The sequence below is a fragment of the Roseibium sp. ROS1 genome (assembly GCF_054658215.1).
The window spans coordinates 18,807-33,867 of record NZ_BAAGIG010000002.1; the positions used below are offsets into that span (position 1 = coordinate 18,807).

Sequence of the window (15,061 nt, forward strand, 5' to 3'; positions counted from 1 at the left end):
ATGTTCGGCAGGACTGTGTCGCCCCAAAATTGCCCGGCCGCAGCCGGTTGCGCGCCTTGCATGGGCCATAACTTGCGTGTAGACCGCACGTTTGATGTGAGTTTCTTGACGTATGCAAAGGGATGGCCGTGCGGTGAGCACGGTCCTGTTCGGGGAAAAACATGGACAGTATCAAGGTCGTTGGTGGTGCGGAACTGAATGGTGTCATTCCGATTTCCGGCGCGAAGAATGCGGCACTGCCGCTGATGATCGCATCGCTCCTGACGGATGAGACCCTGACGCTGTCGAATGTGCCGCGCCTTCGCGACGTTGCCCAGCTTATGCAGATCCTGTCCAATCACGGGGTTGATTACTCGGTGAACGGCAAGCGTAGCGGCCAGGATGACCTTGCCGGACAGACGCTGAACCTGACCGCCCGTGAAATCGTCGACACGACCGCGCCTTATGAGCTGGTTTCCAAGATGCGTGCCAGCTTCTGGGTAATCGGCCCGCTGGTTGCCCGCAGCCATGAGGCGCGGGTCTCGCTGCCTGGCGGCTGTGCAATCGGCACACGGCCGGTAGACTTCTTCATCGACGGTCTGGCAGCGCTCGGCGCCGAGATCGAGATCGACGGCGGCTATGTCATCGTCAAGGCGCCGGGTGGGCTGAAAGGTGCTCGCGTCGAGTTTCCGAAGGTTTCCGTCGGTGCAACCCACACAATCATGATGGCGGCGACGCTGGCCAGTGGTGAGACGGAAATCGTCAACGCCGCGCGTGAGCCGGAAGTCGTCGATCTTGCCAAGTGCCTGAAGGCCATGGGCGCGAAGATCGAGGGTGAAGGCACATCGACTATCCGCATCCAGGGTGTGCCGCGCCTTCATGGTGCGCATCACGCGGTTGTTCCGGACCGGATCGAAACAGGCACCTATGCCATGGCTGTTGCCATGACCGGTGGTGACGTTCTGTTGCAAGGCGCCCGTTCGGACCTTCTGGAAACGGCGCTCGAGACACTTCGCCAGACCGGTGCGGACATTACGCAGACCGCCGACGGCATCAAGGTTTACCGCAACGGCAACGGCATCCAGCCGGTGGATATCACCACCGAACCGTTCCCGGGCTTTCCGACCGACCTGCAGGCCCAGTTCATGGCCCTGATGACGAAGGCTGGCGGCACCAGCCGGATAACCGAAACCATTTTTGAAAACCGGTTCATGCACGTGCAGGAACTGGCCCGCCTCGGTGCCCAGATCCATGTGGACGGCCGCACGGCAATGATCGAAGGCGTCTCGACCCTGCGCGGTGCTCCGGTCATGGCAACGGATCTGCGGGCGTCCGTCTCGCTGGTTATTGCCGGTCTGGCAGCAGAAGGCGAAACGACGGTCAGCCGTGTCTATCACCTCGACCGCGGGTTTGAGCGTCTGGAAGACAAGCTGACCCGCTGCGGCGCGAAGATCGAGCGCATCTCGGCCTGACAAAGCCGTTGGATTACCGTGTGAAAACATGGGCGGCGTGGACTGCGCCGCACCCCATGTAATGCATTTTTCGCGAAATCTACTCCGCCGTTTGCCGCTTGATCACCCGGCCTCGTGACGTGAAAGAGGGGCCGGGACCGCCGCTGCCACTGGTCATGATGGCTTCTGCGATGGGGCTGAGGGCACCACTATCCGACGACCACACGAGCAGGAAATTCGCCCCGACGCCGCCAGTGGTGTCGTTGATCGGGATCAGCACTGTTTTCGACTGCAGGGGTGCAAGGTCCACCGGCGCATCGAGCAGAGAGCGCAGCAAGGTGCCATCCTCGTTGTGATAATCGACCTGCTGCAACGTTATGGTGGCTTCAGGGTCGACATTGTGGATGGCAAGTGTTGCCGCCAGAAGGTCGGACCTGTTCGGATGGGAAAAGACCCGCGAATAGGCCGGGACATATATGGTCTCACCCAGAACCTTCTCGGTAAAATCCTGTGACTGGACATCCATCGGCGTCTGGAAAAGAAGCAGACTGCCTGCCAGCAGGCCGAGGCAGGTGGATCGTTTCAGCATTACGTGCCCGTGCGTTCGTGTGATGGTAGGGTGTCGCCCTGATGTGCTGGCGTCACTTTCCAGAATGCGTGCCCTGATTGCAAGACGGAAGGCAGATGGCAGATGATTACAAATCGACGCCGGGATAACCTGCGGGACGATGTTGGAGCGACTGCATGAATGCACAGACAATCCGGTTTTTGGTCCAGCTGGCCTTTGCCTTCGCGGCACTGTTCGCTGTTGTCCTTGTTCCGGCGCCCTACGGGCCGTCTCTGGGCTTCTTCCTGCTTGTGTTCGGGCTCTGGCTGGGCCGGCGGATCTTCCGGCGGATTGCATCGCTGGACGAGGTCAAGGCGGATCTGCGCCAGCGGGTGGATGAAGGCCCTTGAGGGCTCCACGGTGCCGCAAGGCATGTTTCAGGGCATTGGAGATTGCCAAAACCGTTATTCCCCATTAGGCAACAGCCTTGGGACCGGGCAGAAAGTCGCTTATATGCGTCCTGCCAGACAACGCATGACCGGATCAGAACAAGAGCAAATGGACCAGCTGAAACTTGCCGCCCTTGACCAGGAAGACCTTCAGGTTCTTTCCGCCCATCTGCAGGACGCGGTGATCACCATCGCGGATATCCGCTATCTGCCGAAGGAGCAGAAGGCCGTGTTCGTGTTGAACCGGTTCGTGTGGGACAAGGAAGCCGACAAGCGATCGAAGGAACATGAGCGCCGCCGCACGGCGCTGGCCTTTGCGCAAGTCAGGGCCATGAAGGCGCAGAACATCAACCAGAAGGCCAAGGGTGCCGTCCTGGAATTGCTCGCCGTGACATTCGAGCCGGGCGAAGAGCCGGCCGGCACGATCCAGCTCGCCTTTGCAGGTGGTGGCAGCCTTGCGCTCGAGGTGGACTGCATCGAGGCGCAACTGTCGGACTTGGGCGCCGCATGGTCCACGCCGAACCTGCCGCAACACGACCTCAGCTGACCGCTCGCACGGAATGACAGACGGTGCACGGCACCGCACATGATGGAGAATTGCGTGGTTCTACGCCTTAACATCAACGACGCCCGCTTCGAAGACCAGTTCAAGGCTCTCCTTTCCGGCAAACGGGAAGTGTCGGAGGATGTCGACCAGATCGTCCGGGACATTCTCGAGCGTGTTCGCACCGAAGGCGACAAGGCAGTCCTCGACTATACGGCAAGGTTCGACCGGCTGCAGGCCGAGAGCATGGCCGAACTGACGGTGTCCGCCGCAGAAATTGATGCCGCGCTTGCAAAGGTGCCGCAGGAGACGCTGGACGCCCTGCAGCTTGCCCACGACCGCATTCACGCCCACCATGCCCGCCAGATGCCGAAGGACGACCGCTATACCGATCCCATCGGCGTGGAACTCGGTTCGCTCTGGACCGCTGTCGAGGCTGTCGGCATCTATGTGCCCGGTGGTACCGCAAGCTACCCGAGTTCGGTTCTGATGAATGCCGTGCCGGCCAAGGTCGCGGGCGTGGAACGCATCGTCATGGTGGTTCCGAGCCCGGACGGGGTGCTGAACCCGCTGGTGCTGGCTGCCGCCAGAATTGCCGGTGTCACGGAAATCTATCGTATTGGCGGTGCACAGGCCGTTGCTGCTCTTGCCTATGGAACGCAGACCATTGCCCCGGTCGCCAAGATCGTCGGTCCGGGCAATGCCTTTGTGGCGGCTGCCAAGCGCCGTGTCTTCGGCACTGTCGGCATCGACATGATCGCGGGCCCGTCCGAAGTGCTGATCCTGGCCGACAGCGGCAACAATGCCGACTGGCTTGCTGCCGATCTGCTGGCACAGGCCGAACACGATACCGCTGCGCAGTCGATCCTGATCACCGACAGCGAAGATCTTGCGAACCAGGTGGAAGCTGCCGTCGAAGCGCAGTTGAAAACGTTGCCGCGCGAAGATGTTGCCCGTGCCAGCTGGCAGGATTACGGAGCAATCATCCTGGTGGACGATCTGGAGGCGGCAATGCCGCTAGCCAACCGAATTGCTCCCGAACACCTGGAACTTGCCGTTGCCGATCCGGAAGCGCTGCTGAAGAAGGTGCGCAACGCAGGCGCCGTGTTCCTGGGCCATTATACGCCTGAAGCCATTGGCGACTATGTCGGCGGCTCCAATCATGTGTTGCCGACCGCGCGGTCGGCTCGCTTTTCGTCGGGTCTGAGCGTGCTGGAATTCGTCAAACGCACCTCGATCCTGAAATGCAATGCGGATAATCTGCGTCAGCTCGGGCCGGCGGCAATCGCTCTTGGTGAATCAGAGGGGTTGTCGGCGCACGCGCGCTCTGTTTCCATCAGACTGAATTTATAGCTCCCGATTTGAAGAAGAGGCTTCGACCAGATGAGCGAACCGCACCCGGATCCCGAACCGCAGCAAACCGGCGGAAAGCTGGTTGATGTGGTTTTGGACGAAGCCTCTATCGCCCGGTCCACACCGGAAGTGGAGCATGACCGTGCTGTTGCGATCTACGACCTGATTGAGGAAAACGCGTTTCAGCCCGTCGGGCATCCGCCTGCGAGCTATGTTCTCAACCTGTCGGTAATCGAAAAGAAGCTGGTTTTCCGGATCAGGACCGATGACGACAAGGAAGTCGTCACTCATGTTTTGTCACTGTCTCCGCTGCGCAAGATCGTCAAGGACTACGACCTGATCTGCGAAAGCTATTACGAGGCCATCCGCCACGCGACACCGAGCCAGATCGAGGCGATCGACATGGGGCGGCGCGGGGTGCACAACGAAGGCTCTGCCATTTTGATGGAGCGGCTGGAAGGGAAGATAGAAGTCGACATGCAGACGGCACGACGGCTGTTTACCCTCGTTTACGCCTTGCACTGGAAGGGCTGACGGATATGGCCGGGCCGGGCATGCGTCCGACTGCGGTGCTTTTTGCCTGCGGAATGAATTCCGTACGCTCGCCCATGGCCGAGGCTCTGACGGCCAAACTCTTTCCCGGCCAGATTTATGTGCGTTCCGCCGGTGTCCGTTCCGGCAAGGTTGACCCGTTCGTGGACGCGGTCATGGCCGAAATAGGCGTCGACATGAGCCGGCACACGCCGAAGACATTCGAGGATCTGGACGAATCCGGGTTCGATCTTGTGGTCACTCTCGCTCCCGAGGCGCACCACAAGGCGCTCGACATGACGAGAACGGAATCGGTCGAGGTGGAATACTGGCCGACTCTCGACCCGACCCTTGCCACCGGCAGCCGGGAGCAGATCCTGGGCGAATACCGGGCAGTGCGCGATCAGCTCATGATGCGCATCAAGAAGCGCCTGGACTGGGCGCCGCCGCCAAGCGGCTGAACCTGAAGGAACAAGATGAAATTCGAAATCACGTCGCAGGTCCTGACGGACCGGCTGGTACTGCGTCCCATGGAGCCAGGCGATGCGGTGGCACTCCATGCCTACCAGTCTCTGCCGGAGGTTGCTCGTTTCCAGTTCTGGGAACCACGGAGCCTGGAGGAAATCCGGTCGAAACTGACCAAATGGGCGGACATGAAGTGCCTGGATGGTGAAGGGACACTGGCCTTAGCGGTAGAGGAACGGAAGGACGGTGGTGTCATCGGTGACGTTTCGTTGAGGGTGACGAACGTGGAAGCGCGCCAGGGCACCATCGGGTTCACGTTGAATCCCCAATATCAGGGCAGGGGCTTTGCCACGGAGGCTGGCCGCGCGCTGCTGCGCATGGGGTTCGAGGATCTCGGACTGCACCGCATCTTCGCCAGCTGCGATGCCCGCAACAACGCGTCCTGGGGAGTGATGGAACGCCTGGGCATGCGCAGGGAGGCCCATTTTCGCGAGCATGCCCTGTTCAAGGGTGGTTGGGACGAAGAGTTCTATTACGCAATTCTTGAAGATGAGTGGCGTGAACAGCAGGAAAATGCCGGGTTTTCCGGCGTAAATCCGGCAGGAAATGGCGATCGCAGGGGGTGATGCATAGGATCTGGCAGTTTCTTTGCATAGCGGTGGAAAGAAAGGTTCACTTTCTGCCGCTAATCCGTTAGTTTCCCCGGCACCCGCGGGCAGGGCCCGCTTTATTCAGGATATCAAATGGCCAAAGAAGAAGCTCTGGAGTTTCCGGGCGTCGTAACAGAACTGTTGCCGAACGCGACGTTCCGCGTAAAACTGGAAAATGATCACGAAATTATTGCCCACACGGCAGGGCGTATGCGCAAGAACCGTATCCGCGTACTGGCGGGCGACAAGGTTCTTGTCGAAATGACCCCGTATGATCTTACCAAGGGGCGGATCACCTACCGCTTCAAGTAAGCGGATCCTTCAAGGTGACCCCGGCTGCAAGGCTCGCTCTTAGATGACCAATGCCCCTCAGTTGATCCTGGCCTCCGCCTCGCCGCGCCGCCTCGCGCTGCTGCAGCAGATCGGACTGGAGCCGGATCACCTCCTGCCGGCCGATATCGACGAAACGCCGAAGAAGCATGAAACACCGCGGAGTCTTGCGCTGCGCCTTGCACGTGCAAAGGCTGAAGCCGTTCGTCAGATGGCCGATGCGTCCGAAGCGATGCAGGACAGTGTGGTGCTGGCTGCCGATACCGTGGTTGCGGTCGGTCGCCGGGCCTTGCCCAAGGCGGAGCTGACCGATCAGGCGCTCATGTGCCTGTCTCTCCTGTCGGGCCGTGGCCACCGGGTGTTCACCGGGGTGGCCGTTGCAGAGGCAAACGGCAAGGTCCGTTCCAAGCTTGTCGAAACCCGCGTGCGGTTCAAACGCCTGACGCGCAAGGACATGGACGACTATATTTCCTCCGGCGAGTGGCGTGGCAAGGCAGGCGGATATGCCATTCAGGGGCTCGCTGGAAGTTTTGTCGTCAAACTGGTCGGGTCCTACCCGGCGGTGGTCGGACTGCCCCTGGTGGAAACCGCGAACCTGCTGAGTTCAGCCGGATACCCTGTTCATCAGGGCTGGGCGACAGCGGCGGCCTGAGGCTGTCGAGATCGTGTTCGGCAAGCCGATGAACCATCACCGGCTGCCTTTTCAGCAGTTGGCGCGAAGCTGAAATCCGGAGAGTGAAATGGCCGAAAGCCAGAAACCCGAACGGCGCATGCGCCCCTGTCCGATCTGCTCGAAGTTGTCGACGCCGGACGATTATCCGTTCTGCTCGGATCGCTGCGCCAAGATCGATCTGAACCGCTGGTTCTCCGAGGGGTACACCATACCCGTGGTGGAGACCGACGATATCGACGAGAGCAATTTCCCGGACGAAGACCGCTCCTGACAGGCCCTGGCGGGCCATATGATCCGCGGGTTCATTTGCCGGCGAAGCAGGCGCGAAGGCCTTGCCGGTATTCCAGGCAGAACTCGGCGCCTCGGTGCTCCTTTCCTGAAAATCTTCTCAAAAGTCCCTGAAAACCGCCCGTCACCAGAGTTTTCGGGAAGCCTTGCCATTTGCCTGTTCAGCCGGCTGCCACGGAACTTGGCTCGGCAGAGTTGGCGGGATTGAGCTATTTTTAGGCAGCGCTGCAAAAATATTTATCCAGCAAAATTTTTTTCAGAATCCCGCCGCCGGGCTCTTGCAGCTGTCATAAAACTGCACCAAGATCTTCCTATACCGGCGATCCTGGCGCCATCAATTCCGGTTTTCCGGGCAGGTCGATACCTTCCGTTGATGGTCGTGCTGGGTCATGAAGAACACCGGGAAGCCGGCATCGGGCGTCTCGTTCCCGATACGGCATAACCAACCTATCCAAGGGCGAGGGTCCGATGAAAAAACGTTTTCTGAGCGCCGCAGTGCTGTCCGTGACCACGGCACTGTCGACGGCAGCCTATGCCGATTATTCGCTGACGATCTTGCATTTGAACGATCTGCATTCGCGCATCGAGTCCATCAACAAGTACGATTCCACGTGCGATGCGGAGTCCGAAACCGAAGGCAAATGCTTCGGCGGTATTGCCCGCATCAAGACGAAACTGGATGAACGCCGGTCTGCCCTGGACGGAGAGGGCAAGAACGTTCTTGTTGTCGATGCCGGCGATCAGTTCCAAGGATCTCTCTTCTACACCACTTACAAGGGCGATGCCGCTGCCGAGTTTCTCAACGGCATGGATATCGATCTCATGGCTGTCGGAAACCATGAATTCGACGATGGCCCGTCCGGTCTCGCCAATTTTCTTGGCAAGGTGGAGTTTCCGGTTATTTCCGGCAACATCGATGTGACCGGCGAACCGACGCTCAAGGGCAAGGTACCCGGTGTTCTGATACTGGAAAAAGGCGGCGAAAAGATCGGCATCGTGTCCGCTCTTGCGGAAGACACTGTAGATACGTCTTCTCCTGGCAAAGGTGTCCGGTTTATCCAGGCCGAAGACTACCTTAAAGGCGCCGTTGAAGGCCTCGAGGCAGCAGGCGTCAACAAGATCATTGCCGTTACGCACATGGGATTGCCGCGCGACAAGGAGATCGCTGCAGCCGTACCGGGGATCGACCTGATCGTGGGTGGTCATTCCCATACGCTGCTTTCCAACACCCAGGAGCGCGCCGAGGGGCCTTATCCCGTTCTCGTTAAGAACCCGGACGGCAAGGATGTCCCGATCGTTCAAGCCTATGCCTATGGCAAGTTTCTCGGCGAGATCGACGTCACCTGGGACGATGACGGCAACCTGATCAAGGCCGAAGGCGAGCCGATCCTGCTTGATGCTTCCGTCACGCCGGATGAAGCATATTTGGCTCGTGTGGCTGAGCTGGCAGCACCGATTGAAGAAATCAAGGCAAAGGTCATCGGAGCGTCGGACGGGGTAATCGACGGTGGCAGGGACACTTGCCGGGCCGGAGAATGCCAGATGGGCAATCTCGTGGCCGATGCCATGCTGGACCGCGTGAAGGATCAAGGAGTCCAGATCGCGATTCAAAACGGCGGCGGCTTGCGCGCCTCCATCGATGGCGGTGAAGTTACCATGGGCGAGGTTCTAACGGTTCTGCCCTTCCAGAACACGCTGTCTACCTTTCAGCTGACAGGCGCCGACGTGATTGCGGCTCTGGAAAATGGAGTTAGTCAGGTCGAAGAAGGTGCCGGCCGTTTCCCGCAGGTTGCCGGTTTGAAGTTTTCCTGGACGCGCAAGAAAGCGCCGGGTGAAGGCCGGATCCTGGTTGTTGAAGTGATGGAGAACGGTGCGTGGACCCCGATCGACAAGGACAAGGTCTACGGCGTTGTATCCAACAACTACATGCGTTCTGGCGGCGATGGCTATAAGGTGTTCGCCGAAAAGGGCATGAATGCCTACGATTACGGCCCGGGGCTGGAAGTCGTTGTTGCCGACTTCATTGCCGAAGGTAACGGCTATAAGCCCTACACCGACGGCCGTATTGCCGAGCAGTAAGTTAAGCCACGAATTGGAAATGAGCGCGCCGCTTGCCGGCGCGCTTTTTTCTTTGTGGCGAAGAATGAAGTCCGGCAGGGATTGGTCCCGGCTTCGATCCCGGACAGACGGCACGCCAAAGGGCGCTCTCGTCTGGCCGATGGCGGTCGTCATCGGCGATACGCGAGTGATCTTCGACCGGTTCACGCTTGCGGGATGCCGATAGAAGCCTATTATAATCAATAGCTTGCTCCGAACCAAAGTTTTCAACAGGGCAGGTGGCGCGCTTTCGCAAAAAACTTTGCCGGGGTGCTGGACAAGGTTTCAGGGAGCCTCTATAAGGACCGGGCTTTCAGCGAACGGGGCTCGCCCCGGACCACTTGCAAGGCACGCCCAGATAGCTCAGTTGGTAGAGCAGCGGATTGAAAATCCGCGTGTCGCTGGTTCGATTCCGGCTCTGGGCACCACTCTCCCTCTACAGTTTGTCAAGTTTTTCAAGACGTTGCATCGCTTCGGCTTGCGATCCGCAATCACGCGATTATCGTTTCGCCCGTGATTGCCCGCAGGACTTCACGTGCCACGATCCGGGCGACAGGCGTCAGAACCTGGCCTTTTCGGGTCAGGAAGGAATAGGTCTCAACCGACAAGGTGAGATCGCTTTCAAGGGCCGTGATCGTGCCCGGGCTTCCGTCTGCATTTTCAGCAAAGCTTGAGGCAACCGATTGGGCGACAGCGGCAATCGCGTTGGTACGCTGCACAGTCGTAACCGTGAACAGAAACGAAGACGTCGTCAGCACCTTGGTGGGCAGACCAAGCCCCTTGTCGCGCAAAGCCTGTTCCGTCGTGGTGCGGATCGGGGCGCCAACAGGCGGAAGGACCCAGTCAAAACCCAATAGGGCTTCTGCAGGCACAGGTGTTGCGAGGCGGGTCAGCGGATGATCCGTCCGGGCGACAAGGCAGGCAGGTTCGCGCAGGAGAGGGCGTTCCTCAAACAGGTCCGGATCTTCATCCACCGGCACGCGGCTGAGGGAAAAGTCGAGCCGCCCGTCCTCCAGCATCGGTGCCAGATCGAGACTGGGACCGACTTCCACCGAAATGGAAATATCCGGGTAGCTGAGGCGCACGTGACGTATCGCGGGCAGGACATATTCGATTGCAGGGCCCGTCACCGACCCGATGCTGACGTGCCCGCTCTGGCCGGACTTGTGCTGTTCGATATCGCGCCCCGCATCGGCAAACTCCTGCAGGATGCGCACACAGCGTTCGGCCAGTTTGTGGCCGATGTCGGTCAACTCGATTCCGCGGCCCGATCGCACGTAAATGTCGGCTTCCGCCACGCGCTCAACCTCTGAGATCAGACGCGAAGCAGCCGGTTGCGACATGCCGAGAGCGCTTGCTGCGTCGGTGAGCCGAGTGTGTTTTGCAAGCTCCGCGAGCAATCGCAAGTGGGAGATTTTCATTCCCCGCCGCAGCAAGTCCAAGCTCATGGCCGATTTCCGTTATTTCATATCAATTAAGGTATGTAATGATAATGAATAATAATTTGACCGTCATGTTACTTTTCCATTTTGTACTCCCCGGCATCAACCCGTGAATGCCTGTGACTGAATTGGGCCGGCTGGGATCCGGTCCGGGAGGACGATATGAAATTTGTTTCCAAGGCGCTTGTCGCGGTAGCGGCAGCAGCAACCCTTATGTCCGGCGTGGCGCTGACCGGCGCGGCAATGGCCCAGGACAAAGGCTCCATCGGCATCGCCATGCCGACGAAATCCTCGGCACGCTGGATCTCCGACGGCAATTCCATGGTCGAGCAGTTCACCGAAGCCGGCTATGAAGCAGACCTGCAATACGCAGAAGACGATATTCCGAACCAGCTCGCCCAGATCGAGAACATGATCACCAAGGGTGTGGACGTTCTGGTGATCGCCGCCATCGACGGCACCACGCTTTCCAACGCTCTTGAAAATGCAGCAGCATCCGGCATCAAGGTCATCGCCTACGACCGCTTGATCCGTGACAGCGGCGACGTCGACTATTACGCGACTTTCGACAACTTCAAGGTCGGCGTGCAGCAGGCAACGTCTCTCGTGAACGGCTTGAAAGAGCGGTTCGGCGACGGCCCTTACAATGTTGAACTCTTTGGCGGTTCTCCGGACGATAACAACGCCTACTTCTTCTACGACGGTGCGATGTCCGTTCTGCAGCCGCTGATCGACGATGGCACGATCGTCATCCAGTCCGGCCAGATGGGCATGGACACCGTCGGTACGCTGCGTTGGGACGGTGCAGTTGCACAGTCTCGCATGGATAACCTGTTGTCCGCTCACTACACCGACAAGCAGCTGCACGGCGCTCTCAGCCCGTATGACGGCCTGTCCATCGGCATCCTGTCTTCTCTCAAGGGTGTCGGCTACGGTTCCGGCGATCTGAAAATGCCGATCGTCACCGGTCAGGACGCCGAAGTCCCGTCCGTGAAGTCGATCCTGGCCGGCGAGCAGTACTCGACCGTTTTCAAGGATACCCGTGAACTTGCCCGCGTCACTGTCGGCATGGTTGATGCCCTGCTTGGTGGCGGCGAGCCGGAAATCAACGACACCACCACCTACGACAACGGTGTGAAGGTTGTTCCGTCCTACCTGCTGGAGCCGGTTTCCGTCGACGCCAGCAACTGGGAAGAGATCCTGATCGGCAGCGGTTACTACACTGCAGACCAGGTCAAATAAGAACGACAACACCCCGGAGCATCCTGCGCTCAACCGAGCGCACACCGGATGCTCCGCCACTTTGGACGTGATCAGCTTCAGGAGGATCGATCCCATCCGATTGATCTTCCGCTGGTCCGGCGGCACTTACCACCCATCGACACGGCAATTCCGCTCTTCCTCGCAGTCCTGGGAGAGCGGAATGGACCCGGACCCTGATTGTCCGGCTCGGTGGGTGGGTCTTTCCTCGGAATTCGGAGAACGGGGTCGATGGCACTCCTTTCCATGCAGAACATCAGCAAGACCTTTCCCGGCGTGAAGGCGCTGGACCGGGTCAATCTGGATGTCCAGAAGGGCGAAATTCACGCCGTCGTCGGCGAGAATGGCGCAGGCAAATCCACACTGATGAAGGTTCTGTCCGGCGTCTATCCGCACGGTCAATATGACGGCGAGATTGTTTTTGAAGGCGAACCGGCCCGGTTCTCCGGCATATCGGACAGTGAAAAGCAGGGCATCATCATCATTCACCAGGAACTTGCCCTGGTGCCGCAGCTTTCGATTGCCGAAAACATCTTCCTGGGCAACGAATGCGCCAGCAAGGGCGTGATCGACTGGCGGAAAACCAACCAGCGGACAGAAGAACTGCTCGCCAAGGTCGGTCTTTCGGAGGCCCCGACGACCAAGGTCGACTCCATCGGCGTCGGCAAGCAACAGCTTGTCGAAATCGCCAAGGCCCTGTCGAAGGACGTCAAGCTGTTGATCCTGGACGAACCGACGGCGGCGCTGCAGGAAAACGACAGCCGCAAGCTGCTTGATCTCATGCTGGAACTCAAGGCGCAGGGCGTCACCAGCATCATCATCTCGCACAAGCTCAACGAAGTCCGATATGTCGCGGACAGCGTTACGGTGATCCGTGACGGCATGACCGTGTCGAACCTCGACGCCAAGGCAGGCTTGAGCGAGGACGATATCGTTCGCGACATGGTCGGTCGGGACATGACGCATCGGTTCCCGGAGCACAGCCGAACCCCGGGCGATGTCCTGATGGAAGTCACGGACTGGTCCGTCTGGCATCCCGAGCATTCCGAACGGCGTGTGATCAAGAACGCTTCCTTCAATGTCCGGGCAGGCGAGGTCGTCGGCATTGCCGGGCTGATGGGATCGGGCCGGACCGAACTGGCCATGTCCATCTTCGGCCGGTCCTATGGCCGTAACATCAGCGGATCGGTGAAGCTCAAGGGCCAGCCGATTGATGTCAGCACCGTGGACCGGGCAATTGCAGCCGGCATCTCCTACGTCACCGAAGACCGCAAGGCCCTCGGGCTGGTTCTGGACGAGACGATCCGGTTCAACACGACGCTTGCCAACCTGAACGGCGTTTCTTCCGGGCCCATCCTCAAGCGCAACGAGGAAACCCGCGTTGCCGAGAGATACCGGGAAGCGCTGGCGATCCGTACGCCGTCGGTGTTCCAGAAAACGGTCAACCTTTCCGGAGGCAATCAGCAGAAGGTGGTGTTGGCCAAATGGCTGTTCACCGCGCCGGAAGTGCTGATCCTGGACGAGCCGACCCGCGGCATCGACGTCGGCGCCAAATATGAAATCTACACCATCATCAACGACCTCGCCGCGCAGGGCAAAGGCGTGGTCATGATCTCGTCGGAAATGCCGGAACTGCTCGGCATGTGCGACCGGGTCTACGTCATGAACGAAGGGGCTCTCGTCGGTGAACTTGCCGCCGGCGATGCGAGCCAGGAGCGCATCATGTCGCTCATTGTCAACGAGTGAGAGAAAAACCCATGGAACTGGCTGATAGCGACACCAATGCGACGCCGGTCGTGAAGACCAAGGGCTTCGGCGAGTATATCTCCTCGCATTTGCGGCAATACGGACTGCTGTTCGCGCTGATTGCGGTGATGGCCTTCTTCGAGGTGGTTACCGACGGCACGCTGCTGCGTGCGGTGAACATCACCAATCTGCTGCTGCAGAACTCCTACATCATCATCATGGCGCTTGGCATGCTGATCGTCATCGTCTCGGGCAACATCGACCTTTCGGTCGGCTCGGTGATGGGCTTCATCGGGGCGCTCGCCGCGGTCATGATCGTCAACTACGGCCAATCGCCGTACATCACGATGATCGTCTGTCTGGCCATCGGCGGGCTTATCGGCGCGGCCCAGGGGTATTGGGTCGCCTATTGGAAAATACCATCCTTCATCGTGACGCTGGCAGGCATGCTTGTCTTCCGCGGCTTGTCGCTCTGGCTTCTCGAAGGTCAGTCGGTGGGGCCGTTCCCGAAGGAATTCCAGATCATTGCCACCGGGTTCGTACCAGACATGTTTCCGGCCGGCATGGGGGAAGCACTGGCGGATCTCTTCGGTGCTCGCAAGGTCAATGTTCTTGCGCTCGCAACCGGTGTCGTGGCCGCAGCCCTTGTGGTCTGGATCGGCATGCGCCAGCGGGCACAGAACAAGGCCTACGGCATCGAGGATGAGCCGACGAGCTTCTTCATCGCCCGCAACGTGATCATTGCTGCGGCACTGGTGTTCGTGATGTTCAAGCTGTCCCTGTTCCGCGGTCTGCCGAATGTGCTCATCACCATGGGCGTCCTGACGATCATCTATGCCTTCATCACCGAAACGACGACGGTCGGCCGCCGGATCTACGCACTCGGCGGCAACCAGAAGGCTGCCAAACTGTCCGGCATCAAGACCGAACGACTGACCTTCCTGGCCTTCACGAACATGGGCGTTCTGGCTGCTGCCGCGGGTCTCGTATTCGCTGCACGTCTCAACACCGCAACGCCCAAGGCCGGCTTCGCATTGGAACTGGACGTGATTGCGGCCGTCTTCATCGGCGGGGCGTCCATGTCCGGCGGGGTCGGCACCATCATTGGCGCGGTCGTCGGGGCCTTCCTCATGGGCGTGCTCAACAACGGCATGTCGATCATGGGCATCGGTATCGACTACCAGCAGATGATCAAGGGCCTCGTGCTGCTCGCAGCCGTAATTTTCGACGTCTACAACAAGAACAAGCAGGGGTAA

Annotated in this window: 16 protein-coding genes and 1 tRNA gene; 15 read left to right on the forward strand and 2 right to left on the reverse strand. The window is 59.4% G+C overall.

What is annotated here, in order from left to right; all coding sequences use genetic code 11:
- The first annotated feature begins 161 nt into the window (after positions 1 to 161).
- Positions 162 to 1,451 (forward strand): UDP-N-acetylglucosamine 1-carboxyvinyltransferase, encoded by a 1,290-nt coding sequence (murA, locus tag ACYQ6M_RS08300; RefSeq protein ID WP_022999896.1) that lies wholly within the window; start codon positions 162 to 164, stop codon positions 1,449 to 1,451.
- Positions 1,452 to 1,530: 79 nt separating this feature from the next.
- On the opposite strand, the gene ACYQ6M_RS08305 is transcribed toward murA, so the two are convergent.
- The gene (locus ACYQ6M_RS08305; RefSeq protein WP_152507235.1) at positions 1,531 to 2,019 is read right to left on the reverse strand and encodes a DUF3124 domain-containing protein; all 489 of its coding nucleotides are present in this window, start codon (positions 2,017 to 2,019) and stop codon (positions 1,531 to 1,533) included.
- Between the two features lie 155 nt (positions 2,020 to 2,174).
- Between ACYQ6M_RS08305 and ACYQ6M_RS08310 the strand changes: the two genes are divergently transcribed.
- The 11 genes from ACYQ6M_RS08310 to ACYQ6M_RS08360 all read left to right on the forward strand — a co-directional run bounded on the left by ACYQ6M_RS08310 (position 2,175) and on the right by ACYQ6M_RS08360 (position 9,785).
- Positions 2,175 to 2,387 (forward strand): hypothetical protein, encoded by a 213-nt coding sequence (locus tag ACYQ6M_RS08310; RefSeq protein ID WP_022999898.1) that lies wholly within the window; start codon positions 2,175 to 2,177, stop codon positions 2,385 to 2,387.
- Positions 2,388 to 2,535: 148 nt separating this feature from the next.
- Positions 2,536 to 2,973 carry a DUF2948 family protein gene (locus ACYQ6M_RS08315; protein WP_152511540.1) on the forward strand — a complete coding sequence of 146 codons (438 nt, stop codon included), beginning with the start codon at positions 2,536 to 2,538 and terminating at the stop codon, positions 2,971 to 2,973.
- Positions 2,974 to 3,015: 42 nt separating this feature from the next.
- Positions 3,016 to 4,323 carry a histidinol dehydrogenase gene (hisD, locus tag ACYQ6M_RS08320; RefSeq protein ID WP_077293138.1) on the forward strand — a complete coding sequence of 436 codons (1,308 nt, stop codon included), beginning with the start codon at positions 3,016 to 3,018 and terminating at the stop codon, positions 4,321 to 4,323.
- A gap of 30 nt (positions 4,324 to 4,353) precedes the next feature.
- On the forward strand, positions 4,354 to 4,857 hold the full coding sequence (locus ACYQ6M_RS08325; RefSeq protein WP_022999901.1) for a UPF0262 family protein: 504 nt from the start codon (positions 4,354 to 4,356) through the stop codon (positions 4,855 to 4,857).
- A gap of 5 nt (positions 4,858 to 4,862) precedes the next feature.
- Positions 4,863 to 5,315: an arsenate-mycothiol transferase ArsC gene (locus tag ACYQ6M_RS08330; RefSeq protein WP_022999902.1), complete on the forward strand. Its 453-nt coding sequence runs from the start codon at positions 4,863 to 4,865 to the stop codon at positions 5,313 to 5,315.
- Positions 5,316 to 5,330: 15 nt separating this feature from the next.
- Positions 5,331 to 5,945: a GNAT family N-acetyltransferase gene (locus ACYQ6M_RS08335; protein ID WP_460073246.1), complete on the forward strand. Its 615-nt coding sequence runs from the start codon at positions 5,331 to 5,333 to the stop codon at positions 5,943 to 5,945.
- A gap of 117 nt (positions 5,946 to 6,062) precedes the next feature.
- A complete protein-coding gene (infA, locus tag ACYQ6M_RS08340; protein WP_006939340.1) occupies positions 6,063 to 6,281 on the forward strand; it encodes a translation initiation factor IF-1 in 219 nt (72 codons plus the stop codon).
- A 43-nt stretch (positions 6,282 to 6,324) separates the two neighbouring features.
- Positions 6,325 to 6,951 carry a Maf-like protein gene (locus tag ACYQ6M_RS08345; RefSeq protein WP_006939342.1) on the forward strand — a complete coding sequence of 209 codons (627 nt, stop codon included), beginning with the start codon at positions 6,325 to 6,327 and terminating at the stop codon, positions 6,949 to 6,951.
- A gap of 88 nt (positions 6,952 to 7,039) precedes the next feature.
- Positions 7,040 to 7,243 (forward strand): DNA gyrase inhibitor YacG, encoded by a 204-nt coding sequence (gene yacG / locus ACYQ6M_RS08350; protein ID WP_031268946.1) that lies wholly within the window; start codon positions 7,040 to 7,042, stop codon positions 7,241 to 7,243.
- A 485-nt stretch (positions 7,244 to 7,728) separates the two neighbouring features.
- On the forward strand, positions 7,729 to 9,339 hold the full coding sequence (locus tag ACYQ6M_RS08355) for a bifunctional metallophosphatase/5'-nucleotidase (RefSeq protein ID WP_460073250.1): 1,611 nt from the start codon (positions 7,729 to 7,731) through the stop codon (positions 9,337 to 9,339).
- Between the two features lie 370 nt (positions 9,340 to 9,709).
- Positions 9,710 to 9,785: transfer RNA gene (locus tag ACYQ6M_RS08360), tRNA-Phe, on the forward strand.
- A 63-nt stretch (positions 9,786 to 9,848) separates the two neighbouring features.
- On the opposite strand, the gene ACYQ6M_RS08365 is transcribed toward ACYQ6M_RS08360, so the two are convergent.
- The gene (locus ACYQ6M_RS08365; protein WP_075281241.1) at positions 9,849 to 10,805 is read right to left on the reverse strand and encodes a LysR substrate-binding domain-containing protein; all 957 of its coding nucleotides are present in this window, start codon (positions 10,803 to 10,805) and stop codon (positions 9,849 to 9,851) included.
- Between the two features lie 156 nt (positions 10,806 to 10,961).
- Here ACYQ6M_RS08365 and chvE point away from each other — a divergent pair, with 156 nt between their 5' ends.
- From chvE to mmsB, 3 genes are all read left to right on the forward strand, one after another.
- Positions 10,962 to 12,041, forward strand: a complete 1,080-nt coding sequence (gene chvE / locus ACYQ6M_RS08370) for a multiple monosaccharide ABC transporter substrate-binding protein (RefSeq protein ID WP_022999981.1) — start codon at positions 10,962 to 10,964, stop codon at positions 12,039 to 12,041.
- Between the two features lie 249 nt (positions 12,042 to 12,290).
- Positions 12,291 to 13,805, forward strand: a complete 1,515-nt coding sequence (gene mmsA / locus ACYQ6M_RS08375; RefSeq protein ID WP_022999982.1) for a multiple monosaccharide ABC transporter ATP-binding protein — start codon at positions 12,291 to 12,293, stop codon at positions 13,803 to 13,805.
- An 11-nt stretch (positions 13,806 to 13,816) separates the two neighbouring features.
- Positions 13,817 to 15,061, forward strand: coding sequence for a multiple monosaccharide ABC transporter permease (mmsB, locus tag ACYQ6M_RS08380; protein WP_460073253.1), 1,245 nt, complete (start codon positions 13,817 to 13,819; stop codon positions 15,059 to 15,061).